The 18,148-nt window shown below is 64.5% G+C and carries 19 protein-coding genes; 5 read left to right on the top strand and 14 right to left on the bottom strand.

Going from position 1 to position 18,148, the window contains the following annotated elements; all coding sequences use genetic code 11:
- Positions 1-2 precede the first annotated feature (2 nt).
- The 8 genes from AAFG50_RS25645 to AAFG50_RS25680 all read right to left on the bottom strand — a co-directional run bounded on the left by AAFG50_RS25645 (position 3) and on the right by AAFG50_RS25680 (position 10,113).
- Positions 3-956, bottom strand: coding sequence for a dihydrodipicolinate synthase family protein (locus tag AAFG50_RS25645; protein WP_028171422.1), 954 nt, complete (start codon positions 954-956; stop codon positions 3-5).
- Positions 957-1,060: 104 nt separating this feature from the next.
- On the bottom strand, positions 1,061-1,939 hold the full coding sequence (locus tag AAFG50_RS25650; protein WP_028171421.1) for an SDR family oxidoreductase: 879 nt from the start codon (positions 1,937-1,939) through the stop codon (positions 1,061-1,063).
- A gap of 124 nt (positions 1,940-2,063) precedes the next feature.
- Entirely contained in the window at positions 2,064-2,924 is an 861-nt protein-coding gene (locus AAFG50_RS25655; protein ID WP_028171420.1) for a MaoC family dehydratase, read from the bottom strand.
- 222 nt (positions 2,925-3,146) lie between these two features.
- Positions 3,147-3,536, bottom strand: a complete 390-nt coding sequence (locus AAFG50_RS25660) for an OB-fold domain-containing protein (protein WP_028154920.1) — start codon at positions 3,534-3,536, stop codon at positions 3,147-3,149.
- Positions 3,536-4,693, bottom strand: coding sequence for a thiolase domain-containing protein (locus tag AAFG50_RS25665; RefSeq protein WP_028171419.1), 1,158 nt, complete (start codon positions 4,691-4,693; stop codon positions 3,536-3,538). Before AAFG50_RS25665 ends, AAFG50_RS25660 begins: the two co-directional genes overlap by 1 nt.
- A 147-nt stretch (positions 4,694-4,840) precedes the next feature.
- A complete protein-coding gene (locus tag AAFG50_RS25670; protein ID WP_028171418.1) occupies positions 4,841-5,203 on the bottom strand; it encodes a hypothetical protein in 363 nt (120 codons plus the stop codon).
- A 201-nt stretch (positions 5,204-5,404) separates the two neighbouring features.
- Positions 5,405-6,418 (bottom strand): hypothetical protein, encoded by a 1,014-nt coding sequence (locus AAFG50_RS25675; protein ID WP_231166507.1) that lies wholly within the window; start codon positions 6,416-6,418, stop codon positions 5,405-5,407.
- Positions 6,419-6,621: 203 nt separating this feature from the next.
- Entirely contained in the window at positions 6,622-10,113 is a 3,492-nt protein-coding gene (locus tag AAFG50_RS25680) for an indolepyruvate ferredoxin oxidoreductase family protein (protein ID WP_028171416.1), read from the bottom strand.
- A 293-nt stretch (positions 10,114-10,406) separates the two neighbouring features.
- On the opposite strand from AAFG50_RS25680, the gene AAFG50_RS25685 reads away from it, so the two are divergent.
- Positions 10,407-11,627, top strand: coding sequence for a cytochrome c (locus tag AAFG50_RS25685; RefSeq protein WP_011088095.1), 1,221 nt, complete (start codon positions 10,407-10,409; stop codon positions 11,625-11,627).
- Between the two features lie 91 nt (positions 11,628-11,718).
- Here the strand turns inward: AAFG50_RS25685 and AAFG50_RS25690 are convergent, their stop codons facing one another.
- Positions 11,719-12,360, bottom strand: a complete 642-nt coding sequence (locus AAFG50_RS25690; protein ID WP_011088096.1) for a trimeric intracellular cation channel family protein — start codon at positions 12,358-12,360, stop codon at positions 11,719-11,721.
- Positions 12,361-12,549: 189 nt separating this feature from the next.
- Between AAFG50_RS25690 and AAFG50_RS25695 the strand changes: the two genes are divergently transcribed.
- The gene (locus AAFG50_RS25695; protein ID WP_028171415.1) at positions 12,550-12,945 is read left to right on the top strand and encodes a hypothetical protein; all 396 of its coding nucleotides are present in this window, start codon (positions 12,550-12,552) and stop codon (positions 12,943-12,945) included.
- A 60-nt stretch (positions 12,946-13,005) separates the two neighbouring features.
- Here the strand turns inward: AAFG50_RS25695 and AAFG50_RS25700 are convergent, their stop codons facing one another.
- The 3 genes from AAFG50_RS25700 to AAFG50_RS25710 are packed head-to-tail and all read right to left on the bottom strand — an operon-like array spanning position 13,006 to position 14,554.
- Positions 13,006-13,815, bottom strand: coding sequence for an isocitrate lyase/phosphoenolpyruvate mutase family protein (locus tag AAFG50_RS25700; RefSeq protein ID WP_011088098.1), 810 nt, complete (start codon positions 13,813-13,815; stop codon positions 13,006-13,008).
- 51 nt (positions 13,816-13,866) lie between these two features.
- A complete protein-coding gene (locus AAFG50_RS25705) occupies positions 13,867-14,217 on the bottom strand; it encodes an antibiotic biosynthesis monooxygenase (RefSeq protein WP_011088099.1) in 351 nt (116 codons plus the stop codon).
- A 28-nt stretch (positions 14,218-14,245) separates the two neighbouring features.
- Positions 14,246-14,554 carry an NIPSNAP family protein gene (locus AAFG50_RS25710; RefSeq protein WP_028171414.1) on the bottom strand — a complete coding sequence of 103 codons (309 nt, stop codon included), beginning with the start codon at positions 14,552-14,554 and terminating at the stop codon, positions 14,246-14,248.
- A gap of 195 nt (positions 14,555-14,749) precedes the next feature.
- Here AAFG50_RS25710 and AAFG50_RS25715 point away from each other — a divergent pair, with 195 nt between their 5' ends.
- From AAFG50_RS25715 to AAFG50_RS25725, 3 genes are all read left to right on the top strand, one after another.
- Positions 14,750-15,448 (top strand): ArsR family transcriptional regulator, encoded by a 699-nt coding sequence (locus AAFG50_RS25715; protein WP_028171413.1) that lies wholly within the window; start codon positions 14,750-14,752, stop codon positions 15,446-15,448.
- 198 nt (positions 15,449-15,646) lie between these two features.
- Entirely contained in the window at positions 15,647-16,654 is a 1,008-nt protein-coding gene (locus AAFG50_RS25720; protein ID WP_028171412.1) for an alpha/beta hydrolase, read from the top strand.
- 285 nt (positions 16,655-16,939) lie between these two features.
- Positions 16,940-17,182, top strand: coding sequence for a hypothetical protein (locus AAFG50_RS25725; protein ID WP_008143062.1), 243 nt, complete (start codon positions 16,940-16,942; stop codon positions 17,180-17,182).
- A gap of 152 nt (positions 17,183-17,334) precedes the next feature.
- Here AAFG50_RS25725 and AAFG50_RS25730 read toward each other — a convergent pair whose 3' ends face one another.
- A complete protein-coding gene (locus AAFG50_RS25730) occupies positions 17,335-17,613 on the bottom strand; it encodes a twin-arginine translocation signal domain-containing protein (RefSeq protein WP_028171411.1) in 279 nt (92 codons plus the stop codon).
- Positions 17,614-17,625: 12 nt separating this feature from the next.
- On the bottom strand, positions 17,626-18,033 hold the full coding sequence (locus AAFG50_RS25735) for a hypothetical protein (RefSeq protein WP_080668018.1): 408 nt from the start codon (positions 18,031-18,033) through the stop codon (positions 17,626-17,628).
- Positions 18,034-18,148 lie beyond the last annotated feature (115 nt).

The following is an 18,148-nucleotide window of genomic DNA, read 5'->3' on the forward strand; positions in this document are numbered from 1 at the left end:
ACCTAACCTGCAGCGCTGGATTGCGGGCCAAGATTGGCGCGCTTGTCGACGCGGGCAACGCGCGACAGCAGATACTCGACCTCGGCCTTCGCCGTCGCCGTGATGGTGGCGCCCGGCTTGCGCTGCGCGCTGGAGGCGATGATACCGCGCTTCTGCAGCACGTATTTGCGCACCGCAAGGCCGGCCCCCGGCTGCTGCTCGTAACGGATCAGCGGCAGATGCGCGTCGAACAGATCATGCGCCGCATCGCGCTTGCCGGCCTTGGAGAGGTTCACGACGTCGATCAGAAGTTCGGGGAAGGCATAGCCGGTCATGGCGCCGTCGGCGCCGCGCTCCATCTCGAAATCCAGGAACGTGCCGCCATTGCCGCAGAGGATCGAGAGCGGGCGAAGCGAGCCGTCTTTCTGGAAGTTGCGCAGCGTCGTGATCTTCTCCAGGCCCGGCCAGTCCTCGTGCTTGAGCATCACGCAGTTCGGATTGTCCATGACGATCTTGCGGATCACCGCCGGCGTGAACACCACCTGCAGGGTCAGCGGATAGTCCTGGAGCACCCACGGCACGTCGGGGCCGATGGCTTCCGCCGCCTGCTTGAAATAGCCGACGATCTGGTCGTCGGTGCGAAGCGAGGGCGGCGGCGCGATCATCACGCCGGCCGCGCCTGCATCCATCGAGGCCTTCGCCAGCGAACGCATGGTGGCAAAGCCCGGCGCGGAGACGCCGACGATCACCTGCATCTTCTTGGCGCGCTTGACGAAGCGAACCGCGACCTGCTCGGCCTCGGCGGCATCGAGCTTCGGCGCCTCACCGAGGATGCCCAGCACCGTGACGCCATCGCAGCCGACCTCCTCGTAGAAATCCGTCAGGCGGTCGATCGAGCGCTCGTCGATCCGGCCGTCGTCGTGGAACGGCGTCGGCGCGATTGCGAAGGTGCCCTTGGCCTCGGCGGTCAGTTTCATCAGTCTCTCTCTTTCTCTGTCATTCCGGGGCGCGCGCAGCGCGAACCCGGAATCTCGAGGTTCCGGGTTCGGCTCTTCGAGCCGCCCCGGAACGACAACAACGGCTAAAACCGCCGCGCCCCCATCTTGATCTGCTCCTCGGAGAAGAAGATCTCCTTGGCATGATCGACGATGTCCTGAGCATTCCAGCCCGAGTGCGGCGGTTTCCAGCCTTCCATTTCCATCATCCGCATTTCGCGCACGCCGCGGGGCCCGGACACGCCCAACACCTTGCCGGTCTGGTCGCCCGACAAGTCGCTGACCATGTATAGCACGGCCGGCGCGATGCCGTCCGGCCCGAGCGCCGCCGAGGGGTTCTCCTTATAGCGGGGCAGGTCTGCGGTCATGCGGGTCAGGGCGCCCGGGGCCAGCGTCCAGATCCGGATGTTGTACTTGCGGCCCTCGATCGCCAGCACGTTGGACAGGCCCCAGATGCCGCCCTTGGCCGCGCCGTAATTGGTCTGCCCGAAATTGCCGATCAGCCCTGATGTCGAGGAGGTGTTGACGATGACGCCGCCACCGTTTTCCCGCATCCAGCGAAACACCGGCATGGTGCAACAAAAGGTACCCTTCAGGTGCACCTTGATGACCTTGTCCCAGTCGGATTCGGAGGCCTTGGCAAAGGTCTGGTCGCGCAAGATGCCGGCATTGTTGACGAGGATGTCGGCGCGGCCGAAGTGCTTGATGGCGTCGTCGAACACCGACTGGCCGCCCTCCATGGTGGAGATGTCGGCGCCGTTGGCGACCGCCTTGCCGCCTTCCGCCTTGATCGCGTCCACCACGAGCTGTGCCATCGACTTGTCGGCGCCGGAGCCGTCGCGGGGGCCGCCGAGGTCGTTGACGACGACGGATGCCCCTTCCCGCGCGAACAGTTTCGCGTAGGCCTCACCGAGCCCGCCGCCCGCACCGGTGATCAGCGCGACCTTGCCGTCGAGTAGTCCCATGGTGGCTTCTCCCTGTTTTATTATCGTCATTCCGGGGCAGCGCGCAGCGCTAAACCCGGAATCCGGAGGTTGTAGCTCGAGATTCCGGGTTCGCGCTTCGCGCGCCCCGGAATGACGGAGGCAGCTAACCCAGCACCGTCTTGCCGTTCTTGATCACGGTGACGCCGCGTGACTTCACCTTGGCTTCGAACGAGATCGTGTTGCCGTCCTTCCAGAGGTCCATGGTCACGGTCTCGCCGGGATAGACCGGGGATGAGAACCGCGCGACGTGCTGGCGGAAGGCGGAGGCGTCGTAATCGGCATAAGTCTGGAGCACGCCGCGGCAGGTGATGCCGTAGGTGCACATGCCGTGCAGGATCGGGCGCGGGAAGCCGGCCTTCTTCGCAAACTCGGGATCGCTGTGCAGCGGGTTGCGGTCGCCGCAGAGCCGATAGACCAGCGCCTGGTCGGGACGCGTGACGATGTCGATCGTCTTGTCGGGCGCGCGCGCCGGGATCTTGTGCGGATCGGGCTGGGTCAGGTTCGGCCCGCCAAAGCCGCCGTCGCCGCGGGCGAAGCGCGAAGCGACCAGCGTCGCCAGCTTCTCGCCCTTCTCGTTCTTCAGCACCGTCTGGTGGCTGATGACGACGCCCTTGTCCTTGCCCTTGTCGTAGACCTCGAGCACGGAGGAGTCGGCGGTGATGTGCGCGGCCACCGGCAGCGGCTGGTGAAAGGTGATGTCGCGCTCGCCATCGACCACCATCACGCGGTTGAGGTTCATCTCGCCCGGCCCCGAGCCCCACGCCGCGACGGAAGCAAAGGTCGGCACCACCTTCAGCGGCCGCGGCGTGAACGTGCCCTCGTTGACGAAGGCGAGTTCGTTCTCGTCCATCGGATCGGCACCGAGCCCGATGCCGTAGGCGTAGAGCATCACCTCGCGGTCGGTGTAGGCGTATTTCTGGCCGATGTTTTTCAGGCCTTTGAGTTCTTTATATCTGGCGGACATTTTTTGGTTTCCTCCCGGCATTCTTAGCGAGCAGCGGCGCTCGTTAATGTGCCCTCTCCCCTTGTGGGAGAGGGCCACGAGAACCGTGCGGCAAACTCGTTTGGGTGAGGGGTTAGCTCCGCATCGAAAGTCTTTCCGCGGAACGATACCCCTCATCCGGCGCTTCGCGCCACCTTCCCCCACAAGAGGGGAAGGAAGAATTCGTAGGATGGGTAGAGCGCATCAGGCCGGCGTGAAGAACGGCAGCGGCGCGCCGTCGGTCGGCTTGAACACCACCTTCACCTTCTGGCCGATCTTCAGCTTCTCGAGATCGCAATCGACGAAATTGGTCTGCACCGAGGGGCCTTCCTTCAGCGTGACGTAGCCGATGGCGTAAGGGCCGGTCGGCGACTTCCGCATCAGGCTCCAGGTGTAGATCGTGCCCTCGCCCGAAGCTTCCTCCCACACCGTCTTGTCGGAGTAACAGAACGGGCAGATCGAGCGCGGGAAGTAGTGCGCTTCGCCGCACGCGGTGCAGCGCTTGATCATGAACTTGCCCTGCTTGGCTGCGTCCCAGAACGCGGCGGTCTCGGGGTTCGTCACCGGGGCCGGATACTTTTTCGCTTCACTCATTACACGCGCTCCAGAATGGCCGTCGAGGCGGCGTGGCGAACACCCAAAAGCCCGCCGGTGCCGTGGGCGATGGCGAGATCGCAATTCTTGACCTGCACCTTCGGATGCGCCTCGCCGCGCAACTGCCTGACGGCCTCGATGATCTTGGTCATGCCGCCGCGGTTGACGGGATGGTTGCTGCAGAGGCCGCCGCCGTCGGTGTTGAACGGCAGCTTGCCGACGCCCGAGATCAGATTGCCGTCGGCGACAAACTTGCCGCCCTCGCCCTTCTTGCAGAAGCCGAGGTCCTCGAGCTGCATCAAGACGGTGATGGTGAAGCTGTCGTAGATCGAGGCGTATTTGATGTCCTTCGGCGTGATGCCGGCTTCGTCGAACGCACGCGGGCCGGACCAGATGCCCGCGGAGTATGTGAGATCGAGATCCTTGCCGCCGCGCGGTCCCTTCATCGCCTCGCCATGGCCGATCAGCTTGACCAGCGGCTTCTTCAGGCTCCTGGCGATCTCGGGCGTGGTCACGATCAGCGCGCCGCCGCCGTCGGAGACGACGCAGCAATCCATGCGATGCAAGGGATCGGAGATCATCGGCGAGTTCAAGACGTCCTCGACCGTGACGACGTCCTTGAGCATTGCATGCGGATTGTATTGCGCGTGGTGCGAGGCCGCGACCTTGATCCAGGCGAGCTGCTCGCTGGTGGTGCCATAGTCGTGCATGTGGCGCATGGCACACATGCCATAGGCATTATGCGTGGTCGCGCCGTAAGCGGACTCGAAATCGGCTTCCGCGCCGGCCGCGCGCGGCGGCATCACGCCGGTGCGCGGTTTCCCGGCGAGCGTGATCAGCGCGATCGAGCACTTGCCCGCCGCGATCGCTTCCGCGGCATGACCGAGATGGATGATGTAGGAACAGCCGCCGGTCTCGGTGGAATCGACGTGGCGGAGCTTTTTGGTGTTGAGGCCGAGATAGTCGACCATCGGCCAGGCGCCGCCGGGCGCGTCGCCCGCGCAGAAATAGCCGTCGACATCGTCCTTGCTGAGCCCGGCATCCTCGATCGCGCCCTTGGCGACCTCGGCGTGGAGCTGGGCGGTGGATTTGTCCGGCGCATGCCGGGTCGGGTGTTCGTAGATCCCGGCAATGTAGGCCTTGCCCTTGATGGTCAAAACAGAGGTCTCCGCTCGCGTTTCTTATTGCCCCGTTTTTCTGAACCGCACTGGCCCTGTTGGCAAGCGCGGAAATATTCCGTCGGGCGAGAGGGCAGCAGGTGGGCGCAAGTGGGCGATATTGCCCCGCCGTCGATCACAGCCCCGTCAATGGTGGATCTCTAGAACAATGATCGGCATCGGCGCCGTGCCGCTCCAAGCGGTCGCGACGTAGCAGTAACTGTCAGGATAGTCGCCGAGACTGAAGCAATCAGCGTCCCGGGCTATCAGCCGCCCCTTCACCTCGGTCTTCCAGAACGAAAAGCGGTCGGCGGCCGATATCCATCGCAACGGCTTTCCAACGTCCGCGACCACGAAACTCGCACCGTCCCGCAGAAGCAGCTCGATCTCAGCCGCGCCGACTCTTTGGTCAGGCCGGACATCCAACAGACCTTCGCTGTTCCAAAGCTCGGTAAGCGGCAGGCACGTCACGATGCGCCAAGCAAAATCCATATTCGACCACAGGTCCATTTCAGCGCGGACAGCCTCACGTCGCCGCTCCAGCCAGGCAGAATCCTAAAGGTGTTTTGCCCGACGGCACAAGCGATTTTCGTTTTATCGAAAGAACCCGTTGTACGAAAACAACCCCATGCACAGTAGAACGGCGATTGATATCAAACAGGAAATCGCGAGGGGGATCTGCCTAACCCAACCGACGTCCCTCTCCTGCGATCAAGCCGCGCTCGGACGCGCGCGATAGCGGAACGCGGTCACCGCGGCCAGGATCAGGCCGAAGACGAGAAAGACCGCGCCGCCCTTCACGCCAAAACTGTTCTGGTATTGGGCTTCGGCCGCGTCGTCGACGATCAGAGGCCGCGCATCCGGCCTGCCTGAGAGATAGCGGATCCTGGTCTGCCTGACCGTCTGGACGCCGTTGCGCGTGATCTTCTGCCAGAAGCTCGGGCTGATATGGGTCGGCCCGTAGCTTTGCCGCTGCCCGGACTTGTCGGTCCACGCCAGCGTAACGAGATAGCTCGGCGCGTCGCCGGCTTTGTTCACTTCACCGTAGGCACGCGTAATATCGGCGGTGGCTTCATCGCCGTGGTCGAGGATCTCCTTCAACGTGCTTTGCTCGAAATAGGAGGTCACCAGCATGTAGCCGCCGAATGGAAGCATCACAGCGGCCAAGATCCCGAGGATGAAAGGAAAGGGCCGCCGCGATCCGGCGGCGATTGCGGTACTCCCCGCCCCGCTTCGACGCGCCGACCATGCCTGCCATCCGATCACGAGCACCAGCATCACGGCGCAGATACCTGCTCCCGCCGCCATAAATCTGGACGTGGACCGGATATGGCTCAGATGATCGTCGATATCCTCGACGATCACAGGAAGCGATGAATCATCGTCAACGGCCTGAATGGGGACCGTCAGGAGCTTGAGCTGATTGCCAACCGTGATGCGCGCCGCATAGGCGGCGCTGACCGCGATGCCCTTGCGCTCGCGCCGAACGCCGTCCTTTCCGATCCATTGCAATCCGATCGACAGATTTTCGTCGACATAGCGGGGCCAGAACCCGTCGAACACGAACGGAAATCGCGTCGAGACGACTTCAGCGGACGTGATCTTGCCCGTGGTGCCGTAGCCATCACGCATGACACGTTCGATATCATGCTGATTCCAGTACATCCCCAAGGCCGCCAATACGCCAACGGCGACCAATACAATCAAGACACCGCGCAATGACATCGATCGTCGCTCCGCATAGCGCACGACCGCATCACCCGCCGCGCGCCACTATCGCAAGTTGCTGATATCGCGCGGTCACAACCCTTGTCAAACGTAGGTCTTGTAGGGTCGGCAAAGCGAAGTGTGCCCACCTCTTCTGACTCAATCCTCGTGAGGTGGTGGGCACGGCGCTTCGCGCCCTTGCCCACCCTACGGGACTTGCCCTACTCCGCCGCGATCTGCCGCGGCGCGGGCGGCGGGCTCGCCAGGTCGGCGGCGAGCTGGGCGTAGCGGGCCTTGGCCTCAGTGACCGCCTTCTCCTTCACCGGGCCGTAGCCGCGGATGCGGTCGGGCAGCGAGAGCAACTCGACCGCGGTGTCGATCGTGAGCGGCGACAACAGGCCGAGCACGGTGGCGACGTCCTTTTCGTAGCCCACGATCAGATCGCGCTCGAGCTTGCGGTCGGCGCTGCGGCCGAAGATGTCGAGCGGGGTGCCGCGCAGGAACTTGAACTTCGCCAGCACGCGGAAGACCTTCAGCATCCACGGGCCGAAGGCGCGCTTCTTCGGACGGCCCAGGGCATCGACGCTGCGGCTAAGGATCGGCGGCGCGAGATTGAAGCTGAACTTGAAATCGCCCTCGAACTGGTCGCGGAGCTGCTGCTCGAAGGCGCCGTCGGTGAAGAGGCGCGCGACTTCGTATTCGTCCTTGTAGGCCAGCAGCTTGGCGTAGTTCACCGCGACCGCGCGCGGCAGCGCGTCGTCATAGCCGCCTTGCCTCGCGGCATCGCGAACCTGGTCGACCAGCTTGCGATAGCGTTTTGCCAGGCGGCCGTTCTGATAGGCGGTCAGGTGCTTGGCGCGATGCTCGATGACTTCGTCGAGCGTCATTGCGTCCAAGGTCTTGGGCGCGACAACCTCGCCCGTTCCCTTCAGCATGCCCGCAAGACGCTGGGGATCGGCGACCGCGAGGCGACCGAGGCGGAAGGCTTCCTTGTTCATCTTGATCGCGACGCCGTTGACCTCGATCGCCTGCTCGATCGACTCGGCCGCTAGCGGGAACAGCCCCTTCTGATAGGCATAGCCCATCATCATCATGTTGGTGGCGATGCTGTCGCCGAGCAACTGCTCGGCGGGCTTGGTGAAGTCGAAGAAGACGGAGTCCTTGTGCAGCGCCGTCTCCAGCAATCCGTTCAGCTTGCGGGTCTGGAAGTTGAAGTCGCGGTTGAGGACGAAGTCGGCGGTGGGAATGACGTGGCTGTTGATGATGCCGCGGGTGCGGCTGGTGTCGCAGAGCGAGATCGTGTCCTTGGCGACCGCGACCACCTCGTCGGCGGCGAGGACGAGATCGGCCGTGCCGGTGACGATGCGCGAGCACGTGACCTCGGCCGGATGGTCGGACAGGCGGACATGGCTCAGCACCGCCCCGCCCTTCTGCGCGAGGCCCGACATGTCGAGGATCATCGAGGCCTTGCCCTCGATGTGGGCGGCCATGCCGAGCAGCGCGCCGATGGTGAGCACGCCGGTGCCGCCGACACCGCCGACGGCGATGTTGTAGGGCTTGTCGAGCGTCGGGCGCGAGGCCGGCTCGGGCAGCGCGCCGATCTCTTCAAGCTCGGCCGGCGCACGGTGGCGCGGCGCGCCGCCGTCGACGGTGACGAAGGACGGGCAGAAGCCCTTCACGCAGGAATAGTCCTTGTTGCAGGACGACTGGTTGATGGCGCGCTTGCGGCCGAACTCGGTCTCCAGCGGCTCGACCGAGATGCAGTTCGACTGCACCGAGCAGTCGCCGCAGCCTTCGCAGACGGCCGGGTTGATCATGACGCGACGCGCCGGATCCTCCATCAGGCCGCGCTTGCGGCGGCGGCGCTTTTCGGCGGCGCAGGTCTGCACGAACACGATCGCCGAGGTGCCCTTGTACTCGCGGCACATCTTCATGACGTTGTCGAGTTCGTCGCGGTGATACTTCTTCACGCCGGGCGCGATGGTGTCGGCGGGATAGGTGTCGGGCGCCTCCGAGACCAGATAGATCTCGCGGATGCCCTCGGCGTGGAGCTGGAAGGTGATCTGCTGCGGCGAGAGATCGCCGTCATGGCGCTGGCCGCCGGTCATGGCCACCGCGTCGTTGTAGAGGATCTTGTAGGTGATGTTGGTCTTGGAGGCGACCGCCTGACGGATGGCGAGCAGGCCAGAGTGGAAATAGGTGCCGTCGCCGAGGTTGGCGAAGATGTGGTTCTCGTTGGTGAAGGGCGCGATGCCGACCCACGGCACGCCCTCGCCGCCCATATGCGTGAACGTCTCGGTCGAGCGGTCCATCCACAGCGCCATGAAGTGACAGCCGATGCCGGCCAGCGCGCGGCTGCCTTCGGGGACCTTGGTCGAGGTGTTGTGGGGACAGCCGGAGCAGAAATACGGGGTGCGGGAGACAGGCGCGGTGGCCTGCATCTGTGTGGCCTGGCGGCCGTTGAACCAGTCGGCCTTGACGCGGAGCATCTCCGCGATTTCAGGGTTGAGATTAAGCCTTAGAAGTCGCTCGGTGATCGAGGTCGCAAGCGAAGCGACGCTGAGCTCGGCGGCGAAGGTCAGGAAGCGCTTGTCGTGCTCGTCCATCTTGCCGACGATGCGCGGGCGGACGTCGTCGCGCCAGTTGAACAGCTCCTGCTTGACCTGGTTCTCGACGATCTCGCGCCGCTCTTCGATGATGAAAATCTCTTCGAGCCCGACCGCGAACTGGCGCACGCCTTCCGGCTCCAGCGGCCAGGGCATGCCGATCTTGTAGAGACGGAGACCGATCTTGGCGGCAACCTCCTCGGTGACCCCGAGCTCGCGCAGCGCCTGCCGCACGTCCTCATAGCTCTTGCCTGAGGCCATGATGCCGAAGCGCGCGTTCGGCGAATCCATGGTGACGCGGTTGACCCTGTTGGCGCGCGCGAAGGCGATCGCGGCAAAGCCCTTGTAGTCCTGGAGGCGGCGGTCCTGCTCGAAGCGGTCGTCGGGCCAGCGCAGATTGAGGCCGCCGGGCGGCAGCTCGAAATCGGGCGGGATGATGAAGGGCTTCATCTCGTCGGTGAGGTCGATCTCGGCGGTGGTCTCCACCGTCTCCGTGATCACCTTCATGCCGACCCAGCAGCCCGAGTAGCGCGACATCGCGATCCCGAGCAGGCCCATCTCGATCATCTCGTGGATGCTGGACGGGTAGAGATACGGCATCAGCGCGGACATGAAGGCGTGGTCGGACTGATGCGGGACGGTCGAGGATTTTGCGCCGTGGTCGTCGCCGGCCAGACACAGCACACCGCCGTTCTTGGCCGAGCCCGCGGCATTGCCGTGGCGGAACACGTCGCCGCAGCGATCGACGCCGGGGCCCTTGCCGTACCAGATGCCGACCACACCGTCATACTTGGCGCCGGGCGAGAGATTGAGCTGCTGCGAGCCCCAGACGGCGGTCGCGGCCAGGTCCTCGTTCACGCCGGGCTGGAACTTGATGTTGTACTGCTCGAGATGCTTTCGCGCCGCAAAGAGCTGCTGGTCATAGCCGCCGAGCGGCGAGCCGCGATAGCCGGAGATGAAGCCCGCGGTGTTGAGGCCATTGGCGCGGTCGCGCCGGATCTGGGCCATGGGCAGGCGAACCAGGGCCTGGATGCCCGTGGTGAAGACGTGTCCGGTGTCCTGGGTGTATTTTTGATCGAGACTGATCGGACCCTGGTTGATTCCCATGCTGTCCTCTTTCCACGCCCTGTTCAGGTCTTTGTCACTTAACGTCGCTTAAGCCGTTGCCTGCCCGTTGTTTTTAGCTAGGGCGCGCCGACCATCTCCGCCACTCTATGTCGGATATTTAACGCTCCGCACCACAAATCTGGACCAAAGCGAGCGCCAGGTAAAAATCGCAATTTCGTGGCTGCAAAGGCATCAGGCATTTTCAATTTGTGTCACCATACCCCCGCCGTCGCGAAATGAATTGATGCCCCCGTCACGCAGGCGACGTCGATTGGTCGCAGGAAAGGCTCTCGATGCGGACGATTCTGGCTGGCCTGGCTGTGGGTTTGGCGTTGTGCAGTGCGGTTGCAGGCGCGGCCCTCGCCGCCGAACCGTCGCCGGAGCTGATCGCCTATGGCAAGACGCTGGTCGAGGCCGGCGACTGCGCGGGCTGCCACACCGCCGATCCGGCCAAGCCGTTCGCGGGCGGAAAGCGCATCGACACGCCCTTCGGCGCGATCTATGCGCCGAACCTGACGCCCGACCGAGACACCGGCATCGGCGCCTGGGCGGATGCCGATTTCACCCGCGCCCTCCGCTATGGCGTCGCGCCCGACGGCTCGAACTACTATCCGGCCTTCCCCTATCCCTACTTCACGAAGATGACGAAGGACGACACGCTGGCGATCCGGGCCTATCTCGGCACGCTCGCGCCCGTCGTGAGCCGCAACAAGCCGCCGGAGTTGCGCTGGCCGTTCGGTTACCGCGGCCTGATGCGGATCTGGAATGCCATGTATTTCAAGCCCGGCCTGTTCGAGCCGGACCAGAGCCAGAGCGCGGCGTGGAATCGCGGCGGCTATCTCGTCACCGGGCTCGGCCATTGCGGCGCCTGCCATACGCCGAAGAACTATTTTAGCGCGGACAAGCAGGCGCAGGCATTCGCCGGCAACGAGATCGGCGGCTGGTACGCCCCAAGGCTCGATGGCGCGCCGCGCACCGGGCTGAAGTCGTGGAGCGTGGAGGACATCGCCGAATATCTGCAGAGCGGCCGCAATGCCAAGAGCCATGCCGACGGGCTGATGGCGGAGGTGGTGGTCAACTCGACCTCGAAGATGAGCGACGCCGATGCGCGCGCGATCGCGGTCTATCTGAAGGGCCTGCCGCCGGCGCGGCGCGAGACGATCGTGACGCCGCCCGACGAGGCCGAGATGAAGGCCGGCCAGGCGGTCTATGCAAAGCTCTGCATCGCCTGCCACGAAGCCGACGGCACAGGCGCGCCGCGCATCTATCCGCCGCTGCCCGCCAACGCGCTGCTGCAATCGGTCAATCCGTCCTCGACGTTGCGCATCATCCTCGACGGCGCCCACACCGTGACCACGCCGCGCGCGCCCAACACCGGCGAGATGCCGGCCTATGCCAAGCAATTGTCCGACGGGGAGATCGCGGCGGTGACGAACTACATCCGCAATTCCTGGGGCAATTCGGGCCCGCTGGTGACGCCGGCGCAGGTGGCGAAGGCGCGGAAGCAACCGTAGCCAGCTCTCTCTCCCGTCATTGCGAGCGCAGCGAAGCAATCCAGAGTCCCCACGCGGAAAGATCCTGGATTGCTTCGCGAGGTGGATGGAGCTACCGCTCATCCTCCTTGAACACGAATTTCGGCATCTCCCATTTGTAGCGCACCGCGAGCAGGCGGAAGCTGATGCCGAGGATGAAGGTCAGGATCGTCCAGAGCTCGGCGTTGAGATTGAGGCCGAAGGCCGTCGCGTAGAACAGCCCCGTCACCACGGAGACGCTGGCGTAGAGCTCGGAGCGAAACAAGAGCGGCACGTCGTTGCAGAGCACGTCGCGCAACACGCCGCCGGCGCAGCCCGTCACCATGCCCGAGACGATGACGATCGGCAGCGAGACATCCATCTGCCAGGCGATGTCGCAGCCGGTCATGGTGAAGACGACGAGGCCGATGGCATCGAGCACGATGAAGGCGAGCTGAAGCCGGTGCACGAGGCGCGCGAACAGGATGGTCAGCAGCGCTGCAGCGCCAGGGAGCACGAGATAGATCGGGTTCGCGACCCAGGCGAGCGGATAGTGGCCGAGAAACAGGTCGCGCAGCGTGCCGCCGCCGAGCGCGGTAATGCTGCCGAGCATGCAGACGCCGACATAGTCCATGCTGCGCCGCCCCGCAGCAAGCGCCGCGGTCATGCCCTGCGCCGTCAAGGCAACAAACGCCAGAAGGTGCAGCACGCTATCGCTCGGCGGCAGGCTCCACATCGCTTTGTTCCCTTATTCCGCCCGTGGAACTTACGTCCGCGGTTCCAGGATGAACAAGGGGTCCATCCGGGATGAGCAGGTTCCCGATTCCCGACGCGGGGGCAACATGCGACGAAAGCATCAGAGGGGGCGGAACAGAATCTCGCATCTATGGGTTGTCCAGCCGCCATAATCGAGGAGACCCAATCGATGGCTGACGACCGTTTCCCCAACGATCCGTATCGCCCGAATCTCGCCGATGATGAGTATCTCCGTGCGGCGCGACGGGATGCCGACCTTCAGGTCGACCCCGAGCTGGGCGAAGGCCCCGCCTCCAGCGGCAAGGTCGCACTGTTTGCCGTGGCTGTCGCCCTGGTGCTGGGTGCCGTGTTCTACGGCTTGAACAACACGACCACCGGCAACCAGGCGAGCAACGAGCCGGCGAAGCAGACGGCCCAGCAGGCTCCGCCGGCCAATCCAGCGGCGCCTCCCGGCATGCGCGACGTGACGCCGCGCAACAACACCGCGCCGGGCGTGACCACGGGTGCTGCGCCGAGCAAGCCGGCCGCGCCGGATCCGGCCGCACCGTCTAACGGCGCGAAGTAAGACTTCGCAGTGACGCATGAAAGCGGCGGGACACAACATCCCGCCGCTTTTCGTTTGGCTCTAGCTGAACATCTTGTTGAGCTCGCCGCCGGGATAGCCGCTGCCGAGCTCGGTGAAGGTCCCCTTCTCGGCCATCTCCTTTGCCGCGCGCATGAAGCCGCCCCACGCGGCGCGGGCGAGCGAGCCACCGACGCTGATCCGGCGCACGCCGAGATCTTCGGCCTCCTGCAAGGACAAGCCGGAACCGCCGATCAAGAGGTTGAACGGCTTCGGTGCGACAGCCTTGACCACCGCGGCAATGTCCTCGCGGCTCTTCAGGCCCGGCGCGTAGAGGCAATCGGCGCCGGCGTCGGCGTACGCGGTGAGCCGGTCGATGACGAGCTTGAGATCGGTCACGCCCCACAGATAGGCCTCGCAGCGGCCGACCAGCAGCGTGCCGCTGTCGCCGATCGCCTTGCGCGAGGCCATGATGCGCTCGACCGCGAGCGCGCGATCGTAGAGCGGCCTGTCCTTGTCGCCGGTGGAATCCTCGATCGACAGGCCGGCGACGCCGGTACGCACACAGCGCTCGACATTGTCAGCGACCTTGTCCGGCTCGACCGCAAAGCCGCCTTCGAAATCCGCATTCACGGGAATGTCGACCGCCGAGCTCAATGCTGCCAGATGCTGACAGACGTCCTCGACAGTGACGTGGTTGTCGGCCTTGCCGATGGTCCACGCAAAGCCCGCGCTCGATGACGCAATCGCCTTGAAACCGAGATGCTGCAACGCCTTGGCGCTGCCGACATCGACCGGATTGGGCAGAATGAAGCAGCCGCTCTCGTGCATCTTCCTGAAGGTCGCGCGCTTGTCCGCGGTCGTCACGTGCATGTTTCTCTCCCTTGTTGGCCGCGCAGACATAGGCACGCATTCAGGGCAGCGCTAGTGCGCATCGTGCACGGCGCGACTGTCCTTCGGCGCCTCGTCGCGATCGTTCATGCCGTAGTCCCTGATGACGCTGGCGATGCGCAGATGATAGTCGGCAAAGATCTGTGCCCTGCCCTTGGCCTGGGTGCGCCGGTGCTCCATCGTGTTGCGCCAGGCCTGCACGGCTGCCTCATCCCGCCAGAACGACACCGACAGGATCTTGCCTTTCTCGGTCAGGCTCTCGAAACGCTCGACCGAGATGAAGCCGTCGATAGTTTGCAGGATCGGCTTCAGATCGGCTGCAAGGTCGAAATAGGTCTGGCGATGCTCGGGCTTGGGCCAGACCTCGAAGATCACGGCGATCATGGGCGTCTCCTGCTGACGGTGTCGTGGCCTACAATACCACCTTGCGCAGGAAGGTGCGCTCTTCCGCGAGGATGAACTTGTGTTCCTCGGCGAAATGAAAGTTCGCCATGCCTTCCGCATCCTGGCGCAGCCGGGCGCGGTAGGCCTCGTAGGCGGCCAGGCTCTCGAAGGTGATCAGTGCGAAGGCGATGTTGTTGGTGCCCTCGTGCGGCATGAAATAGCCGATCAGGTCGCCGCCGCATTTCGGAATGATAGTGAGCCAGCGCTTCGTGTATTCCTCGAACTGCGCGCGCTTGAACGGATCGAGCTGGTAGCGGATGAAGACGGTGACGGACATGTAAGGCTCCTGTGTTTCCACCTCGTCATTGCGAGCGCAGCGAAGCAATCCAGGAATCTCTCCGCGGAGACAGCCTGGATTGCTTCGTCGCCAGTGCAAAATTGCTTCGCAATTTTGTCACGGGCTCCTCGCAATGACGACTTGGTGAGAGCCTACGCGCTTGCCCGACCGCAATGCTTCGGCTACCATCGAAGCATGAAATCAGGACCCGACATCGCCATGGTCGCTTCGCTGGTCGGCGACCCCGCCCGCGCCAACATGCTCACGGCGCTGATGAACGGACGCGCGCTGACCGCGAGCGAGCTCGCGCAGGAGGCCGGCATCACGCCGCAGACGGCGAGCTCGCACCTTTCGAAGCTCGAGGCCGGCGGGCTGGTCGAGCCGGAGAAGCAGGGCCGGCATCGCTACTACCGCCTCACCGACGACGACGTTGCCGGCGTGCTCGAAGGGCTTGCGGGCCTCGCCGCTCGCACCGGCCACATGCGCGTGCGCACGGGACCGAAGGATCCGGCGCTGCGGCGCGCGCGCATCTGCTACGATCATCTCGCCGGCGATCTCGGCGTGCAGATGCTCGACACCATGCGCGAGCGAAACCTGGTCAGGCAGAAGAAACAGGACATCGAGCTGACCGCCGAGGGCGAACGCTTCCTCGCCAAACATTTGCAGATCTCGCCCGACATGCTCGCCCATCCGCGCCGGCCGGTGTGCAAGGCCTGCCTGGATTGGAGCGAGCGGCGCCACCATCTCGCCGGCACGCTGGGCGCCACCATGATGCAGCGCTTCACCGAGCTGAAATGGGCCGCGCGCGACGCCACGCCGGGCAGCCGCGTGGTGAATTTCACCCGCACCGGCGAGAAACAGTTTGCCGCGCTGTTCGGGAATGGGAAGGACTGATCACGCCGGAAGCGTGACGGCACACAATCGCGTGTTAGCTCTCACTCTCGTCATGGCCGGGCTTGACCCGGCTGTTCACAGGTTTACTGGCACCGTCATTCCGGGATGGTCCGAAGGACCAGACCCGGAATCTCGAGATTCCGGGGTCGCGTCTTCGACGCGCCCCGGAATGACGTTCTGCAAAAGCCAGAGAGCCCAATGATCCGCTTCCTCCCGGCCGCGCTTGCCGCCGCCCTCCTCGCCGCCCCTCTTGCCGCATACGCCGCCGACACCACACCACGCGAGCCTTACGGCATCGCGCTCGAAGGCTTCGCCTATCCCTATCCCGTGCACCTGCTGCCTGTTGTCAACGACGGCGAGCAGCTCAGCATGGCCTACATGGACGTGGCGCCTCAGCAACCGAACGGCCGCACCGTGGTGCTGCTGCACGGGCGCAATTTCCCGTCGAGCTACTGGGCGCCCGTCATCACGATGCTCAGTGAGGCCGGATTCCGCGTCGTGGTGCCGGACCAGATCGGCTTCGGCAAATCCTCCAAGCCGCAAGGCGAGCTGCATTTCGACACGCTGGCGCGCAACACCATCGCGCTGCTCGATCACCTCAAGATCGACAAGGCCGAGGTTGTCGCGCATTCGCTCGGCGGCATGCTGGGCGTGCGCATCGCCCGCGCTTATCCCGACAGGGTCGCCCACCTCGTGCTGACCGCGCCCATCGGACTGGAGGACTACCGCCTCTACGTGCCGCCGACGCCGACCGAGAAGATGATCGAGAGCGAAGACAAGCTGACGGCCGAGGGCTATCGCAAGCAGCTCCAGACCAATTACGCGATCAAGCTGCCGCCGGATGCAATCACGCCGTTCATCGACGCCCGCTTCAACATCAAGGGCAGCCCCGACTATCCGCGCTGGCTGCGCGCCTTCGTGAGCTCCGGGCAGATGATCTATCGCGAGCCGGTCGCGCACGAGGTCGCGCTGATCACCGAGCCGACGCTGTTCATCATGGGCGCCGACGACCACAACGCACCGGGCCGGCCAAACGCACCGGAAGCGCTGCGCGCGAAGATGGGGCAGAACGCCGAGCTCGCGAAGGCGTTTGCTGCGAAGATGCCGAATGCGCGGGCCGAGGTGATCCTCGACACCGGCCATCTCGTCTTCCTGGAAGCGCCGGAGAAATACAGGGAGCTGGTGCTCGGCTTTCTCGGCCGGTAGAGCGTTTTCGAGCAAAGTGGATACCGGTTCGCGTAGCGTCAGAACAAAGAACCTGGAGGCCCGCTTCGATTCCATCGGAACGGGCCGCTGGCGCCATTGCTGTCGCCTGAAGCCGTATGCGGACAACGTTCATGCCGCATTCAGGTCATGATTGGCAGGTTTGGATCGCGACGTGTCGGCACGTTTCTCCCCAGATTTAACGTGTCGAATCGTGTCTTTTGATTCATTGTGCGCCGCAAGCGCGCTGCCCAAACATTCTGTCCCGAGGACGAGAAGGAAGTTCAAATGAAATATCTCTTCGCCGCCGTCATGCTCGCCAGCGCGGTCGTCGGTTTCAGCGAAGCGGCCAGCGCCGCCGGCGGTTGCGGCCCCGGCTGGTATCGCGGCCCCTATGGCGGCTGCCGTCCGATGGCCGGGCGCCCGCCGGTTGTCGTCGTGGCGCCCCGCCCCGCGCCGGTCGTGGTCGTGCGTCCGCGCGTGTGCCCCTATGGCTTCCGCTGGTACGCCGGCCGTTGCCGGCCGTTCTGATCTCGTCCTTTCGCATCGCGAATGGCCGCGCGGCGACAGCCTGCGCGGCCATTTTCTTTTCAGCGCTCTGCAGCACATCGGCTTGCAGGAGCGCCGAATCAAAACGGGGATCGCGAACCGCGATCCCCGTCCAGGCCTCGACGGCCGGGCGCCTACCAGTGGCGGCGATGCCAGCGCCGGCGACGCCAGCCCCAGTGGCGGTGGCGCCAGCCCCAGTGATGGCCACGACCGTGCCAGTGCACCTGCTCGGGCTTGAGCTGCGCGGCTTCATCGCTGCTGGTGACCGCCGGATGGGCGTCCGGATTGCCTTGCGGCATACGGGGATCACCGAGCGGCTGCGGCGCCAGCGGCGCGGCCTGCGCGGCGGCGGTGAACGCGGCAGCTCCCGCCGCGGCACCGAATGCAAGTTTCAAAAAATTGCGGCGTTCCATGACATCTTCCTCTCAGGCACGCGTTGATGATGCCGAGCAAGTGTCGGGCCTGCGATATGAACTGCGGCTGAATCGTCCGTTCAGATTCGTTGCAAAGGCGACAGGAACTACTTCGCAAACTCCTGCGCCAGCACCAGCGTCTCGCGCCCGTTTCACGTCGGGCCAGTCGCGGTTGAAATCGGCGACGAGCTTTTTCAGCGCGTCACCTCTGAGCATCGCCGCGAGCTTGGCCTCGTCGTCGATCTGATACATGGCCTGATGCAGGGAGGGATCGTCCAGGCTCCAGAACCGCCAGGCCTTGCTGATGCCGAACGCCTTTACCGCGTCGGGCACGTGCTCGGTCTCGTACCATCTGTCGAAGGCGGCACGCTTGCTGGCGTCGGTGACGATGGCGCGGACGACGAAGAAGGCGGCGGGCATCGGGGTTTCCTCCTGTTGTTTTGGGGCGAGACTAACCGCTCAAGTCGCCGGCGACAAAAAGAATTGACACCGGTGTCGGAACGCACGTCCCTCGCCCGTCCTATGCCTTGAGCAG

The sequence above is a fragment of the Bradyrhizobium sp. B039 genome (assembly GCF_038965675.1).
Classification (GTDB): domain Bacteria; phylum Pseudomonadota; class Alphaproteobacteria; order Rhizobiales; family Xanthobacteraceae; genus Bradyrhizobium; species Bradyrhizobium diazoefficiens.

What these genes read in the sequence shown, in the direction of transcription:
- AAFG50_RS25705 (WP_011088099.1), bottom strand. Translation starts at nt 14,217, where the DNA reads ATGATCGCCGTGATCTTCGAGGTCTGGCCCAAGCCCGAGCATCGCCAG.
- AAFG50_RS25675 (WP_231166507.1), bottom strand. Translation starts at nt 6,418, where the DNA reads ATGTCATTGCGCGGTGTCTTGATTGTATTGGTCGCCGTTGGCGTATTG.
- AAFG50_RS25735 (WP_080668018.1), bottom strand. Translation starts at nt 18,033, where the DNA reads ATGCCCGCCGCCTTCTTCGTCGTCCGCGCCATCGTCACCGACGCCAGC.
- AAFG50_RS25725 (WP_008143062.1), top strand. Translation starts at nt 16,940, where the DNA reads ATGAAATATCTCTTCGCCGCCGTCATGCTCGCCAGCGCGGTCGTCGGT.
- AAFG50_RS25645 (WP_028171422.1), bottom strand. Translation starts at nt 956, where the DNA reads ATGAAACTGACCGCCGAGGCCAAGGGCACCTTCGCAATCGCGCCGACG.
- AAFG50_RS25720 (WP_028171412.1), top strand. Translation starts at nt 15,647, where the DNA reads ATGATCCGCTTCCTCCCGGCCGCGCTTGCCGCCGCCCTCCTCGCCGCC.
- AAFG50_RS25730 (WP_028171411.1), bottom strand. Translation starts at nt 17,613, where the DNA reads ATGGAACGCCGCAATTTTTTGAAACTTGCATTCGGTGCCGCGGCGGGA.
- AAFG50_RS25715 (WP_028171413.1), top strand. Translation starts at nt 14,750, where the DNA reads ATGAAATCAGGACCCGACATCGCCATGGTCGCTTCGCTGGTCGGCGAC.
- AAFG50_RS25710 (WP_028171414.1), bottom strand. Translation starts at nt 14,554, where the DNA reads ATGTCCGTCACCGTCTTCATCCGCTACCAGCTCGATCCGTTCAAGCGC.
- AAFG50_RS25670 (WP_028171418.1), bottom strand. Translation starts at nt 5,203, where the DNA reads ATGGACCTGTGGTCGAATATGGATTTTGCTTGGCGCATCGTGACGTGC.
- AAFG50_RS25690 (WP_011088096.1), bottom strand. Translation starts at nt 12,360, where the DNA reads ATGTGGAGCCTGCCGCCGAGCGATAGCGTGCTGCACCTTCTGGCGTTT.
- AAFG50_RS25650 (WP_028171421.1), bottom strand. Translation starts at nt 1,939, where the DNA reads ATGGGACTACTCGACGGCAAGGTCGCGCTGATCACCGGTGCGGGCGGC.
- AAFG50_RS25680 (WP_028171416.1), bottom strand. Translation starts at nt 10,113, where the DNA reads ATGGGAATCAACCAGGGTCCGATCAGTCTCGATCAAAAATACACCCAG.
- AAFG50_RS25700 (WP_011088098.1), bottom strand. Translation starts at nt 13,815, where the DNA reads ATGCACGTGACGACCGCGGACAAGCGCGCGACCTTCAGGAAGATGCAC.
- AAFG50_RS25685 (WP_011088095.1), top strand. Translation starts at nt 10,407, where the DNA reads ATGCGGACGATTCTGGCTGGCCTGGCTGTGGGTTTGGCGTTGTGCAGT.
- AAFG50_RS25660 (WP_028154920.1), bottom strand. Translation starts at nt 3,536, where the DNA reads ATGAGTGAAGCGAAAAAGTATCCGGCCCCGGTGACGAACCCCGAGACC.
- AAFG50_RS25655 (WP_028171420.1), bottom strand. Translation starts at nt 2,924, where the DNA reads ATGTCCGCCAGATATAAAGAACTCAAAGGCCTGAAAAACATCGGCCAG.
- AAFG50_RS25695 (WP_028171415.1), top strand. Translation starts at nt 12,550, where the DNA reads ATGGCTGACGACCGTTTCCCCAACGATCCGTATCGCCCGAATCTCGCC.